This window comes from Streptomyces sp. NRRL F-525 (assembly GCF_000716605.1).
In the GTDB taxonomy this organism is placed as follows: Bacteria; Actinomycetota; Actinomycetes; order Streptomycetales; family Streptomycetaceae; genus Streptomyces.
In genome coordinates this window covers 353,132-365,784 of the sequence record NZ_JNXE01000004.1, presented here as the reverse complement: position 1 = coordinate 365,784, position 12,653 = coordinate 353,132, and the positions used below count along the sequence as shown (strand labels likewise).

Annotated in this window: 12 protein-coding genes; 3 read left to right on the top strand and 9 right to left on the bottom strand. The window is 71.8% G+C overall.

The features are described 5' to 3' along the window. Positions 1–12 precede the first annotated feature (12 nt). The 5 genes from OO69_RS08795 to OO69_RS08775 all read right to left on the bottom strand — a co-directional run bounded on the left by OO69_RS08795 (position 13) and on the right by OO69_RS08775 (position 4,381). Positions 13–681 carry a GntR family transcriptional regulator gene (locus OO69_RS08795; protein WP_033279875.1) on the bottom strand — a complete coding sequence of 223 codons (669 nt, stop codon included), beginning with the start codon at positions 679–681 and terminating at the stop codon, positions 13–15. Beyond that, positions 678–1,553, bottom strand: coding sequence for a sulfurtransferase (locus tag OO69_RS08790; protein ID WP_033279874.1), 876 nt, complete (start codon positions 1,551–1,553; stop codon positions 678–680). The genes OO69_RS08795 and OO69_RS08790 overlap by 4 nt, the downstream gene beginning before the upstream one ends. Next, positions 1,550–2,923 (bottom strand): LLM class flavin-dependent oxidoreductase, encoded by a 1,374-nt coding sequence (locus tag OO69_RS08785; protein ID WP_033279873.1) that lies wholly within the window; start codon positions 2,921–2,923, stop codon positions 1,550–1,552. Before OO69_RS08785 ends, OO69_RS08790 begins: the two co-directional genes overlap by 4 nt. 35 nt (positions 2,924–2,958) lie before the next feature. After that, complete coding sequence (locus tag OO69_RS08780; protein ID WP_234444379.1) at positions 2,959–3,792, bottom strand: hydroxyethylthiazole kinase; 834 nt, start codon at positions 3,790–3,792, stop codon at positions 2,959–2,961. 64 nt (positions 3,793–3,856) lie between these two features. Continuing rightward, the gene (locus tag OO69_RS08775; RefSeq protein WP_033279958.1) at positions 3,857–4,381 is read right to left on the bottom strand and encodes a MarR family winged helix-turn-helix transcriptional regulator; all 525 of its coding nucleotides are present in this window, start codon (positions 4,379–4,381) and stop codon (positions 3,857–3,859) included. Between the two features lie 52 nt (positions 4,382–4,433). Here OO69_RS08775 and OO69_RS08770 point away from each other — a divergent pair, with 52 nt between their 5' ends. Continuing rightward, positions 4,434–5,357 (top strand): EamA family transporter, encoded by a 924-nt coding sequence (locus OO69_RS08770; RefSeq protein WP_051800859.1) that lies wholly within the window; start codon positions 4,434–4,436, stop codon positions 5,355–5,357. Positions 5,358–5,435: 78 nt separating this feature from the next. Here OO69_RS08770 and OO69_RS08765 read toward each other — a convergent pair whose 3' ends face one another. Beyond that, positions 5,436–6,362 (bottom strand): LysR family transcriptional regulator, encoded by a 927-nt coding sequence (locus tag OO69_RS08765; protein WP_051800858.1) that lies wholly within the window; start codon positions 6,360–6,362, stop codon positions 5,436–5,438. A gap of 17 nt (positions 6,363–6,379) precedes the next feature. Further along, entirely contained in the window at positions 6,380–7,237 is an 858-nt protein-coding gene (locus OO69_RS08760) for an NAD-dependent epimerase/dehydratase family protein (protein WP_033279872.1), read from the bottom strand. A 304-nt stretch (positions 7,238–7,541) separates the two neighbouring features. On the opposite strand from OO69_RS08760, the gene OO69_RS08755 reads away from it, so the two are divergent. Further along, complete coding sequence (locus OO69_RS08755; RefSeq protein ID WP_033279871.1) at positions 7,542–8,321, top strand: SDR family NAD(P)-dependent oxidoreductase; 780 nt, start codon at positions 7,542–7,544, stop codon at positions 8,319–8,321. Between the two features lie 68 nt (positions 8,322–8,389). Beyond that, positions 8,390–9,730 (top strand): amidohydrolase family protein, encoded by a 1,341-nt coding sequence (locus tag OO69_RS08750; RefSeq protein WP_033279870.1) that lies wholly within the window; start codon positions 8,390–8,392, stop codon positions 9,728–9,730. 459 nt (positions 9,731–10,189) lie between these two features. On the opposite strand, the gene OO69_RS08745 is transcribed toward OO69_RS08750, so the two are convergent. Both OO69_RS08745 and OO69_RS08740 read right to left on the bottom strand, forming a co-directional pair. Further along, the gene (locus OO69_RS08745; RefSeq protein WP_033279869.1) at positions 10,190–11,662 is read right to left on the bottom strand and encodes an MFS transporter; all 1,473 of its coding nucleotides are present in this window, start codon (positions 11,660–11,662) and stop codon (positions 10,190–10,192) included. Then, positions 11,663–12,484 (bottom strand): TauD/TfdA dioxygenase family protein, encoded by an 822-nt coding sequence (locus OO69_RS08740; RefSeq protein WP_033279868.1) that lies wholly within the window; start codon positions 12,482–12,484, stop codon positions 11,663–11,665. Positions 12,485–12,653: the final 169 nt, after the last annotated feature.

Genomic DNA, 12,653 nt, shown 5'->3' with positions numbered 1-12,653 from the left:
GCCCCCCTCGGCCTACTCGGCTACGGCGCGCCCGTCGCCCGCCCCCGAACGGTCCGCGTGCACGCGTTGCCGTATGCGCCGGTCCCGGTCGTGGCCGTGGTGGGCGAGCATCGCGACGCGGGCCGCCTCGGCGTCCTGCGTGCGGATGGCCTCGGTGACGGCGCGGTGTTCGGCGAAGGCGGCGGTGAAGGTGCCGGCGACTTCGGGGGTGCGCCAGGGCGCGCTCGTCTTGACCTGGGCGTCGAGGGTCCGCAGGAAGGCGACGACGGTTGCGTTGTGGGCGGCCTGGCGCACCGCGTCGTGCCAGTCGTTCAGGCTCCGCCGGATGTGCGCGGGCTCGTCCAGGGACTCGGCGTGGTCGAGGTGGGCATCGAGGCGGACCATGTCGACCGGGCTGCGGCGCAACGCCGCCGACTCGGCGGCCGTGGCGTCCAACACGGCCTGGATCTCGAAGAGTTCGAGCATCTCCTCGTCCGAGCGCAGGCGCAGTGCGAATCCGCGCCGGGTGGGCACCAGCAGCCCGTCCCGCTCCAGCAGCGCCAGCGCCTCGCGCACCGGGGTACGGGAGACCGCGAACTCCTCGCTCAGGGCGAGCGGTACGAGGGAGGCGTCCGCCGGGTAGTGCCCGGAGGTCAGCCGTTGCCTGAGTGTGTCGTAGATCGTGTCGCGTGTGCTCTTCATCCGCTTCCTCGTCGTGGGCCCTCCGGGCCCGTCACCAACGGCAGTTCGGGGTGGGCCCGCCACTCGCCGAGCGAGCCGTCGTAGAGGACCACGTCGTCGATGCCGATCTCGCGGAGGGCGAGTGCCAGCCCGGCGGCGTTGATCGCTCCGCCGCAGTACAGGACCGTACCGGCTCCCTCGCGCAGTCCGTGCGACTGGGCCAGGTGGGCAGTGCGTTCGGGGTCGAGCGTGTGGTCCGGGGCGAGCAGGTCGGCGTAGGGCAGGTTCGTGGTGCGGGGGATGTGTCCGGAGCGGGGGCGGGCGGGGTCGCCCAGGTACTCGGTGCGGCGCAGGGCGCAGACGGCGGGGGTGGAGTCGTCGCCGTCGGCGATACGGCGCATCCGGGACAGGTCGGTGAAGTGTTCGCGGGCCGGCGCGGCGACGACGTCACCCGGCGGCGGTGGCGGCTCGCGCCCGTCTGTGACCGGGAGTTGGGCCGCCTCCCACGCGGTGAGTCCGCCGTCGAGGACCCGGACGCGGGTGATACCCGCCGAGCGGAGCACCCACCACACGCGGGCGGCCCACGCTCCCGAGAGGCGGTCGTAGACGACGACCGTGGAGTCCCGGCCGATCCCGAGTTCGCGTGCGTATGCAGCGATGCGGTCGTCGGACGGGCGGGTGAAGGGGAAGCGCGCCCCGGGGTCGGAGAAGCCGGCGACGAGGTCGGCGAAGTGGGCGCCGGGGATGCGGCGTTCGGTGTGCAGGGCGAGTCCGCTGACGAAGACGGTGGTGCCGTCCGGTTCGGTGTGCCGGTCAACGGTGGCGTCAAGGAGTACGACGTCGTCCAAGTGCCCTTGCAGCCAGGCCGCGTTGACGAGAGCGGAGCCGGTCATGCGCGGCCTCCCGAGCGGGCGCGGTGCCGCCACTCGCCGCGTTCGGGGCGGGCGAGTCCGAGGTTGTCGCGCAGGGTGCCGCCCGTGTAGGCGGTGCGCACCAGGCCGCGGCGGCGCAGTTCGGGGACGACGTGGTCGGCGAACTCCTCGAAGGCGGCGGGGACATGGGTGGCCTGGATCATGAAGCCGTCGGCCGCGCCGGCGTCGAGCCACTCTTCCATGGTGTCGGCGATGTCCGCCGGGGAGCCGATCATGTTTCCCTCGGTGCGGGCACCGTACCAGCGGCCGATCTCGCGCACGCTGAGCTTCTCGCGTTCGGCGAACTCGACGACTTCGCGGTAGTGGCCCTCGACTCCCACTTCCTCCAGGGAGGGCAGCGGCCCGCCGAGGTCGTAGCGGGTGAGGTCCACGTTGACGTGGTAGGCGAGCCGCGACAACCCGGCCTCGGGGTGGACGAGTTCGGTGAACGCCTCGTGCTTGGCGAGCGCGTCCTTCAGATCGGTGCCCACGACCGTCGTCGCGGCCGGGAGCACCTTGAGCTGCTCGGGGTCCCGGCCGTGCGCGGCGGCACGGGACTTGATGTCGGCATAGAAGGCGACGGCCGACTCCAGGGACTCGTGGCTGCAGAAGATCACGTCCGCCCAGCGGGCCGCGAAGTCCCGGCCGGCCGGGGAGGCGCCCGCCTGGATGATCACCGGATAGCCCTGGGGCGGCCGGGGCACGCTCAACGGGCCGCGTACGGCGAAGCGTTGACCCCGGTGGTCGACGGCGCGCACCCGGTCGGGGCGGCCGTAGATCCCGCTGTCCTTGTCGGCGACGATCGCGTCGTCGGCCCAGCTGTCCCAGAGTTGGGCGGTGACCTCCAGGAACTCCTCCGCCCGGTCGTAGCGGGACTGCCGGTCGGGGAGTTTGTCCTGGCCGAAGTTCTGGGCCTCGGCGTCCTGGAAGCTGGTGACCACGTTCCAGCCGGCCCGGCCTCCGACGAGGTGGTCCAGGGTGGCCATGCCCCGGGCCACGTGGAACGGCTCCTGGTAGCCGGTGGACACGGTGGCCGCGACGCCGAGGTGTTCGGTCGCGGCGGCCATCAGGGTGATGACCGGGATCGGGTCCAGGCGCGGGGTGCCGGTGCCCCAGGTGACGGCGGGGTCGTAGGAGTCACCGAGGCTGCGGGGCACCGCGAGGGAGTCGGGGACGAACGCCATGTCGAAGCCGGCGCGCTCCAGGACGCGGGCGATCCGGGTGTAGTGGGCGGCGGTGAGGAAGCCGTCGCCGGCGTCGGGGTGCCGCCAGCCGACGGTTCCCTGAGGTCCCGCGTTGAGGAAGGCGGCGAGGTGCAGTCGGGGGGCGGGGTGGGCGTAGTCGGTCGTCAAGTGGTGCTCCCGGAGGGGTGGTTCGGCGGTGCGGCTCAGACGGCGAGCAGGGACAGCTCGTCGAGCAGGGCGACGGCGAAGGAGCCGGTGCCGGTGGTGCGGGCACCGGCGCGTTCGGCGGCGACGGCGTACGCGGCGTGCGCGACCGCGGTGGCGGTCAGGGCGTCGGGGACGACGGCGAGCGCGCCCGCGATCAGTGCCCCGAGGCTGCATCCGGCGCCGGTCACCTGGGTCAGCCGTACGTCACCGCCGGGTACGGCCACCGTGCGGGTGCCGTCGGTCAGGTAGTCGGTGGGGCCGCTGACGGCGACGATGGCGCCGGTGCGCCGGGCGAGGTCCTCCACGACACCGATCGCGTCCTCGGAGGAGAGGGTGGTCTCCACTCCCTTGCCGGTGCTGTCGCCGCCCGCGAGCGCGGTCAGTTCGCTGGCGTTGCCGCGGATGACGGTGGGCCGGTACGCCAGCAGGGACGTGACGAACGCGTCGTACTCGACCGCTCCCGCGCCGACCGCGACCGGGTCGAGCACCCAGCGGGTGCCTGCCGCGTGGGCGGTGCGGGCCGCGGCGGTGACGGGTTCGGCGGGGTTGCTGATGAGGGCGGCCGTGTTGATCCAGACGGCGCCCGCGCCGGCCGGGAAGACGGTGGGGAAGTCGGCCGCGGCCCCGATGGCGGGGCCGGCGCCGACGGCCAGCAGGACGTTGGCGCTGAGATTGGCGGCGACGTAGTTGGTGAGGCCGTAGACGAACGGGGAGCCGGTGCGGATGGCCGCGATGCCTTCGGCGACCGACGGGTTCTCGTAGGTGATCTCTTCTATGTATGCAACTGTATGCAGCAGTACTGCCGACCCTCCAAGGCCTCGCGGGCTCATTTCACGAAGGTGCAACAACAGGCCAGGGTGGAGCGGGCGCCGCCGTAGCGGTGGCTGCCGCTCCTCACCTGCTGTCGGACGGAGGCGGATTCTCCACGTGGGAGAGCCACGTTGTGAGCAGACCTTCGAGTGCTTTGCTCTCGGCGGACGTCAGCAGGTCCAGCAGGCGGCGTTCGTTGCGCATATGGTCGGCGAACGCCTCGTCGATCAGTTCGCGTCCGGGCCGGGTGAGGGCGACGATACGGCCGCGCTGGTCGTCGTCGGAACGGCGGCGGGTGACGAGTCCGGCCCGCTCCAGGCGGTCGATCCGCTTCGTCATCGCGCCGGTGGTGACCATGGTGTGTGCGGCGAGCTCGCCGGGCGCGCGCTCATACGGCTCACCGGCGCGGCGCAGTGCGCACAGCACGTCGAACTCCCCCTCACTGAGGCCGTAGCGCCCGTAGACGAGGCAGAGTTCCTCGGTGAGACGGTCGGCCAGGCGGTGCAGCCGACCGATCACGCCCTGCGGGGAGATGTCGAGGTCGGGCCGCTCGCGGCGCCAGTCGGCCTGGATGCGGGCCACGCGGTCCGGAGGGTGCGGGTCGTCCATGCACACCATAATAGCTTCCCCGGAAGGTATATTGCCTTCCATGGAAGCTAATATGCGATGGGTGGCACTGACCGCCGTCGCACCGGTGGCCTGGGGCACGAACTACTACGTCACCCATGAGTTCCTGCCACCCGACACTCCCCTCTACGGGGCGGCTCTGCGGGCGCTGCCCGCCGGTCTCGTCCTGCTGGGCCTGTGCAGGCAGCGACCACGCGGCGCGTGGTGGTGGCGATCCGCGCTGCTCGGACTGCTCAACGTGAGCGTGTTCTTCGTGCTCGTCTACGCCGCCTCCCAACTGCTCCCGACGAGCATCGCCTCAACCGTCATGGCGGTGTCCCCGCTGGCGATGATGCTCATCGCCTGGCCCCTGGTGTCCGAACGGCCCGGCACGGCGCACCTGGCCGGCGCCGCGATCGGGCTCGGCGGCGTCTGCCTCATGCTGCTCACGGGAACGGAGGGAATCAGTGTGCCGGGGATTTCCGCCTCGGCCGCGGCCGTGCTCGTGTCGTCCTTCGGCCACATCCTGACCAAACGATGGAACACAGTCGGCACCGACGTACTCGCCTCGACCGCCTGGCAACTCACCGCCGGAGGACTGTTCCTGCTGCCCGTCGCCGCGGCCGTGGAGGGCCCACCGCCCGCACTCTCCCCATCGGCACTGCTCGCGTTCGGCTATGTCACCCTCATCGCCACCGCGCTGGCCTTCGCCGCCTGGTTCAGCGGACTGCGGCACCTGCCCTCGGGCACGGTGGGCCTGATCGGGCTGCTCAACCCCGTCACCGGCGTGCTGCTCGGCACGGCGGTCGCCGGAGACGTACTGACCGTCCAGCAGCTGTGCGGGCTGGCACTCGTCCTGTTCGGTGTCGTCCTGGGCCGACCCGCACGCACAGGACGACGCGGCGGCAATCGGATCCGTCCACGTCCTGTGCCTGACGAGCGTCCCGCCCGCGAGTCCTCCACGTGCAGTCCCGGGTGAGAACCAGGTACACGGAGGCACGCCAACGGATGACGCCTGCGGGCCCCGGTTGCTCGGAAGAATGACGCCGGGTTTCCATCACGGCCCGTCAGGACCCGATGCCGCCGCGCCCGTCGCGAGGTGGCTCGCGCGGGCCTCCTGTTCGGGCAGCAGGGTGGTGGCGGCGTCGACGAACTCCTGGACCAGGCCGGTGGTCCGCCCGGTGGGCCAGGCCGCCGCGACGTGGTTGGGGCCGAGGTCCTCGACCGGGATCGCCTCGACGTCGGGGCGGGTGTAGAAGTTCGCGGTGGACGCCGGGATCACGGCGATCCCCTGTCCGCCGGCGACGAGTTCGAGTTTCTCCTCGACGCTGTGGATCGCCGGTACCGGGCGACGCTCACCGGTACGCAGTTCCACCGCGATGTCGCGCCACTCGGGGACGGCGTCGGGGTCCTGCAGGAGGTGATCGCCCGCCAGGTCGGCGACCCGCACGGACTCCTTGCCGGCGAGGGGATGGGACGAGGCCACCATGACGAGGCGCGGTTCGGTGTAGAGCGGCCTGATCTCCAGGCCCGCCGGGTCGATCGGCAACCGGACGATGCCGACATCCGCGCGGGCGTCGTGGAGCACCTCCACCTGGTCGTGCCAGCCGGTGCGCAGCATCCGTACGTCCAGCCCGGGGTGGCGCTCGCGCAGCAGGCGGATGACCGGCGTCAACGTGATGCCCGGCATGAACCCGATCGTGAAGCGGGTGACGCTCTCGCCCGCGGCGCGTACCCGCCGCAGCAGTGCGTCCGCGCCTGCCAGCAGGGGCTCGGCGTCGCGGACGAGTTGTTCGCCCGCCGGTGTGAGCACGGTGCTGCGGCGGTCGCGCATGAACACTTCCACGCCCAGCTCGCTCTCGAGCACCCGGATCTGCCGGGAGAGCACGGGCTGGGTGATGTGCAGGCGCTCCGCGGCGCGTCCGAAGTGGAGTTCCTCGGCCACCGCGAGGAAGTAGCGAAGCTTGCGCAGATCGACGTCCATGCGGGTCCTCCGGGTGGTCAGCCGCGCGCGATGGTGGCGAGCGGGTCACCGTGTGTCGGTGCCCAGCCCAGCTCGCGGCGGGCCTTGGCCGAGGTGAGGCGCTGGTCCAGCACGAACGCGTCCGCGACGGGCCCCATCTCGACGCGGGCCTGGTCCAGCGTGATCGAGACCGTCTTTCCGTCGAGTCCGGCACCGCGCGCCGCCGCTTCGGCGACCTGCCTCATCGTCGGGTGTCCCTCGCCGACCCCGATGTAGACCGATCCCGCCTTCGCCGAGAGCGCGGCGGCGTAGAGCGTGGCCATGTCGTCGATGTGCACGAGACCCCACCGGTTGGCGCCGGTACCGATGTATGGAACAGCACCCCTGATTTTACCGGGCGCGATGAAGAAATGTTCGATCAGCCGGTTGTCGCCTCCGTAGAGCAGCCCGGGCTGCACGACGACGGGGCGACCGCCTTCTGCGGCGCGCGCCGAGACCGCGTCCTCGACCGACCTGCGCCATGCCACCACGCCGGGCGGATTCCACGGTGCGCTCTCGTCCTGTACGCCGTCGGTGTCGCCGTAGACCCAGGTGCCGCCGGTGTGCACGTAGGGGCCGGCGCCGACGCCGTCCTGCATGGCCGTGGCCGCGGCGAGGTCCATGTCCGCGGAGGTGGCCTGCGCGAGGTGGATCACCGCGTCGGCGCGGGCGGCCGCGTGGTTGAGCACGTCCAGGTCGGCGAGTCCACCGCGCACCTCGACCGCCCCGGCGCCGGTCACGGCCTGAGCCGCCCGCTCGCTGCGCGCCAGCGCCTCCACGGTGTGGCCTCGCCGTACCAGTTCGGCGATCGTGGCCCGGCCGATGTAGCCGGAGCCGCCCGTCAGGAAAATCCTCATGCCGTCCCTCGCTGTTGATCAGGTTCGCTGTCGATCAGGTTCGACTCCACCGTGCAGCCTGGTCGCCGGTCCCGTCCAAGACCTGTTTCGTGCTCTGTGATGCCCGCAGGGCATGACACGTCGCCGGCCGCGTCGATGCCCTGTGGGCATCGCAGGGGACGAAAAGGGTCTTGGACAGCGCGGCCCCGGCAGATCGACAGTGGACGTGCCGCGACAGCGGGCCGGGATCCCGGTTCCTGGCTGTCGACGGCGTTCCGACCGACAACCCGAGACACATCTCGAACGCCCTCCGGGAGGTGCGACGATGACTCACGTCCTGATCACCGGATCCGCCGACGGCCTCGGCCTGATGGCCGCTCGCCTGCTGATCGGCCAAGGCCACACGGTGACGCTGCACGCTCGCGACATCGCGCGAGCCGCGCATACGCGTACGGTCCTGCCCACCGCCGAGAACGTGCTGGTGGGTGATCTGGGATCCCTCGACGGGATCCGGACGGTGGCCGACCAGGCCAACGCAGCGGGCCGGTTCGACGCCGTCATCCACAACGCGGGCATCGGCTACCGCGAGCCGCGCCGCGTCGAGACCGTCGACGGCCTGTCCCAGCTGTTCACGGTCAACGTGCTCGCGCCCTACCTGCTGACCGCGTCGATGACGCGGCCCGACCGGCTGGTCTACCTCAGTTCGGGCATGGCTCGCGGTGGGGACGCGGACCTGTCCGATCCGCAGTGGAGCGGCCGACGCTGGAGCGGGGCGCAGGCGTACAGCGACAGCAAGCTGTTCGACGTCCTGCTCGCGTTCGGTGTCGCGCGGCGCTGGCCGGACGTGCTGTCGAACTCCGTGGAGCCCGGGTGGGTCGCGACCAGGATGGGCGGCCCCGGCGCACCGGACGACCTGGACCAAGGCCCGGTGACCCAGACGTGGCTCGCCGCCGGCGAGGAGGCGGCCACGCACGTCACCGGACGGCACTTCTACCACCAGAAGGAGCGCTCCGTGCCCACCGTGGCGCACGAGGCGAGGGTTCAGGACGCCCTGCTCGACTACTGCGCCGAGCTCACCGGCACGTCGATCCGCGCGTCGCGATGACCCTGCCCGGTGCGGATACGTCCGGCCCTGTCACCCCCAAGTCAAGTCAACTAAAAGGGAGTTCGACGATGTCCGAGGAAATCCTGATCACCGGTGGCCACGTCGTGACGCTCGACGACGCGCTCGGTGACGTACCCGGTGGCGACGTGCGCGTGCGGGACGGTGTCATCACGCAGATCGGTGTCGGCCTGCGCCCGGGGCCGGACACCGAGGTCGTCGACGCGCGGGGCCGGCTGGTGATCCCCGGCCTGATCGACACGCACCGACACGTCTGGCAGGGCGCGATCGCCGGTTTCACCCCGCAGATGACCGGATACGGCTACGGACCGGCGGTACTCACCGGGATCTCCCTCAGGCACACCGCGCCTGACATCTACGCCGGCACGCTGTGGGGAGCGCTCCAGGCGCTGGACGCGGGCATCACCACGATCGGCGACTGGGCCCACGCGCTGCAGTCCGCCGACCACGCCGACGCCAACCTGCGCGGCCTGCGCGAATCCGGAATCCGCGGCCTGTTCTTCTACGGCGGCCCCGGCCCGGCCGACGACGACCCGAACCCGCCGCACCCGCTGGACGCCCGGCGCATGCGCGACGAGCATTTCCCCGGCAACGGCGGCACCAGCGGGACCAGCGGCAACGGACGGCTGCGGATGGGCATGGCGCTGCGCGGGCCGTGCTTCACCTCCCCGGAGCGCAACCGCCAGGACTTCGCCTTCGCCCGCGAACTCGGCCTGCCGATCTCCGTCCACGTCGGGATGGCCGGCACCGAGGACGCGATCACCGCGCTACGCCGGGACGGGCTGCTCGGCCCGGACGTCAACTACATCCACGCCAACCAACTGACCGACGAGGAGATGGACTTGATCGCCGCCTCGGGCGGGACCGTGACCATCACCCCGAGCACGGACATGCTGATGCAGTTCGGCACCTACCCGGCCACCGGGCGGGCTCTGGAACGTGACATCGTCTCCGGACTCGGGGTGGACACCGTCTGCAGCGCCGGGACCGACCTGTTCTCCGAGATGCGCCTCGCGCTGGCTGCGGAACGCTCGCGTGCCAACGCCGAGGCCCTCGCCCGCAACGAGCTCGTGCACGAGGTCGACCTGCACCAGCGGGACATGCTGCGGCTGGCCACGCTCGGCGGTGCCCAGGTACTCGGTCTCGCCGACGAGACCGGTTCGCTCACCCCCGGCAAGCAGGCCGACATCACCGTCGTCGACCTGCGTTCACCCCACCTGGACGGCTTCGGCGACCCGGTCGCGATGCTCGTCCTCGGCGCCGGCCCGGCCGATGTCGAGACAGCCCTGGTCGGCGGGGAGTTCGCCAAACGCGACGGCACCCTGGTCGGGACCCACGCGGCCAAGGCGCAAGACCTGATGCACGAGACACAGCACCGGCTCCGCGCCTAAGACCACGCCCTGGTCTCCGGCAATGCAGGATCGTCAGTGACGACCAGTGCGACACCGGGGCGGTGGCCACGCCGTCCTCGTTGAGCCGGGCCACCTCGGAGACGATCTCCGGTGCCAGGCGCGGGCTCTGGAGGGGGTAGCGGACGATCCCCAGCGGGGAGCCGGCGGCCATCAGCACCTGGACACCGTCGGACTCAGCGAACTCGCCTAAGGCGTCGAGGAGTTCGTGGTGTCCGGCGCCCACGGGGCCGCGCAGGGTGACCACCCTGCCCCGGCCGTTCCGGCAGAGTTCCCACGCGGCCTGAAGCCGGCCGGTCTCGTGCCGGCGTCCGGGGTGGCGGTGGCCCTCTGGGCCTCGCGCCTGGCGAGCAGCGCGGTGCCCTTGACCTCCAGGCAGGCGCGGAGTCTCGGCCGGGGATCGGGGCCGTGTCGATCAACTACTCAGGTTCTTCAGGGGACTTACCGTTCCTGCGGGCTGCGGTCGTCGTGGTGGTGGTCATCTCGGGACCTCCTTACGGGCGGGGCCCCGGAGGTCGACGTACGCGACGAGGTGGCCGACCGGCGCAGCCGTGACAGCACCAGAGCCACGGCGAGCAGGCCCGCGCAGACGCAGGAGGCCAGCGCGTAGGCGGCCCGCGGGGAGCCGGTGGCGGAGTGCAGATAGACCGCCGAGACGGCGCTGAGGCAGACGGCCGCCGCGATGCGCTGGGCCATCTGCAGGATGCCGCCGCCCACTCCGGCGGCCTCCGCCGGGGCATGCTGGAGCACCTGTGTCTGGTTGGGCGAGACAGCGAGGCCGCCGCCCGCGCCGGAGAGCAGTTGCGTGGCGGCGAACGCCAACGGCAGCCCCGCGGCCGGGAGATGGAGCGCGGCCACCGATCCGGCCAGGGCTGCGCAGATGCCCAGGATCAGACCGGCGTCCACCGTGCGCGGCCCGATCCGCCGGACCACCCGCCAGGCCAGCGCCGAGGAGACGCCCATCGCGATCGCCGAGGGGAGCGCGATCGCCGCCGTGAGCAGGGCCGAGAGGCCCAGCCCGTCCTGGAGGAAGACGGTGAGCACGAGGGACGCGGCGAGCGAGGACCCGAACTGGGCCATGGCGACCGCCGTACCCAGCATGTACGGCTTCGACGACCTCAGCGCCGGGTGGACCAGCGGTGCCCGCCCCCGGCGTGCCCGGGCACGCTGCTGCACGGTGAAGACACCTGCCAGGGCGCACACACCGGCCGCCCACAGGAGTGCCGCTCCCCCGCTGCCCGGTGTGCGGATGAACGGCACCATCAACGTCAGGGTGCAGCCGCAGGCCAGGACGAGGCCGAGCGGGTCGAGCCGGGAGTCGCGCGCGGTGCGGCGGGGCGGTGGCAGCCAGCGGGCCGCGAGGATCAGGGTCACCACGGCGAACGGTGCGCTCAGCAGGAGGCAGTACCGCCACCCGGCATCGGGACCGAGTCCGGCGACGAGCGCGCCGCCGAGCGGCGGCCCGAGGGCCGTGGCCACACCGGACGTCACCGCGTACAGACCCAGCGCACGACCCCGGTCCAGTCCGTGGAAGACGTCCTGAATGGTGCCGATCACCTGGGAGTTGACGAGCCCCGCCGCGGCGCCCTGCACCAGCCGCGCGCCGATCACGGTGCCCGGACCCCCGCCGGTCGCGGCCGCCACCCCCGCCAGGAGGAAGACGGCCACGCCCGCGATGAAGAGCCGCTTGCGTCCGTGCAGATCGCCGAGACTGCCCCCGGGTACGAGGGCCAGTCCGAAGGCCAGTGAGTAACCGGCCACGATCCACTGCACGTCGGCCGCGCCGGCCCCGAGCGAGTGCCGCATGCTGGGGATGGCGATGTTCAGAACTGCCTGGTCCAGCAAGGTGGTTGCCCCTGCGGCCATGCACACCAGCAGTACGCGCCGGGCGGCGCGGTCCTCTCCCGGGAGCATTCAGGCGTGCCGCTCCGTGACGCCGGCGTCCGGCTCCACGCCGAGGACCTTGCGGTAGACGCGCTCACCGTCGCCGTAGTCGTCGACGGCGTAGTGCCAGGTCGCCCGGTTGTCCCAGAGGACGAAGTCGCCTGGCTTCCAGCCGAAGCGGATCGTGTAGTCGGGCGAGGAGGCGTGCCGCAGCAGATGGTCGAGGAGCGCCTTGCTCTCCGCCGGGGTGACTCCGGTGAGTCGCTTGGCCGAGCTGCTGATGAAGAGGCCCTTGCGGCCGGTGGTGGGGTGGGTGAGGACGACCGGGTGCTCGACGGGTTCGCCGGGAGCGTCCTTCCTGCTGCCCTGCGCGTAGTTCTCGGCGTTGCCGGTGTAGAGGGCGCCGACCGACTCCAGCAGCACCTTGAAGGGTTCGGACAGGCCGTCGTACGCGGCCTGGAGGTCCGCCCACAGGGTGTGGCCGCCCACCTCCGGCACCACCTCGTAGGTCAGGGACTCGATCGCGAACACGGGGTCGCGCCAGAGCCCGCCGATGTGCCAGGTGCTGGCCTTGCCGGTCTGCTTGACGTCGTACGGGTAGACCAGCGGGTTGTCCGGGTGCTTCACGGCGGTCGGGTGGTCGAAGGGCCTGGCGAAGATGCCGACGGCGGCCACCTGCTGATCGGGCGTCAGGTGCTGGCCGCGGAACACGAGGACCTTGTGTTCGCGGAAGGCCCGGCGCAGTTCCTCGGCGGTGGTCTCGTCGACGGGCGCGCTCAGGTCGACGCCGGAGATCTCGGCGCCGAAGAGCGGGCCCGCCCTGAGGGTGTCGAGAGGGGCGACAGTGGTCATGACGTTCTCCTCCGTGTACGGCGGGAGCGGAGTTGGCTGACAGTGCGTCAATTACTGGTCGGGGGCGGCCGACCCGGGCACGGCAGAGCGCACGGGCGACGCAACAGCCGTAGGAGAACGGTCAGTTGCCGACCGGGCGGGGGGTGAACCGGGAGTGGGTCAGGTGCGT

Bases quoted from the DNA above. Each gene is read 5' to 3' on its own strand.
- OO69_RS08795 (WP_033279875.1), bottom strand. From the start codon at position 681: ATGAAGAGCACACGCGACACGATCTACGACACACTCAGGCAACGGCTG.
- OO69_RS08790 (WP_033279874.1), bottom strand. From the start codon at position 1,553: ATGACCGGCTCCGCTCTCGTCAACGCGGCCTGGCTGCAAGGGCACTTG.
- OO69_RS08780 (WP_234444379.1), bottom strand. From the start codon at position 3,792: ATGAGCCCGCGAGGCCTTGGAGGGTCGGCAGTACTGCTGCATACAGTT.
- OO69_RS08775 (WP_033279958.1), bottom strand. From the start codon at position 4,381: ATGGACGACCCGCACCCTCCGGACCGCGTGGCCCGCATCCAGGCCGAC.
- OO69_RS08770 (WP_051800859.1), top strand. From the start codon at position 4,434: ATGCGATGGGTGGCACTGACCGCCGTCGCACCGGTGGCCTGGGGCACG.
- OO69_RS08765 (WP_051800858.1), bottom strand. From the start codon at position 6,362: ATGGACGTCGATCTGCGCAAGCTTCGCTACTTCCTCGCGGTGGCCGAG.
- OO69_RS08760 (WP_033279872.1), bottom strand. From the start codon at position 7,237: ATGAGGATTTTCCTGACGGGCGGCTCCGGCTACATCGGCCGGGCCACG.
- OO69_RS08755 (WP_033279871.1), top strand. From the start codon at position 7,542: ATGACTCACGTCCTGATCACCGGATCCGCCGACGGCCTCGGCCTGATG.
- OO69_RS08750 (WP_033279870.1), top strand. From the start codon at position 8,390: ATGTCCGAGGAAATCCTGATCACCGGTGGCCACGTCGTGACGCTCGAC.
- OO69_RS08745 (WP_033279869.1), bottom strand. From the start codon at position 11,662: ATGCTCCCGGGAGAGGACCGCGCCGCCCGGCGCGTACTGCTGGTGTGC.
- OO69_RS08740 (WP_033279868.1), bottom strand. From the start codon at position 12,484: ATGACCACTGTCGCCCCTCTCGACACCCTCAGGGCGGGCCCGCTCTTC.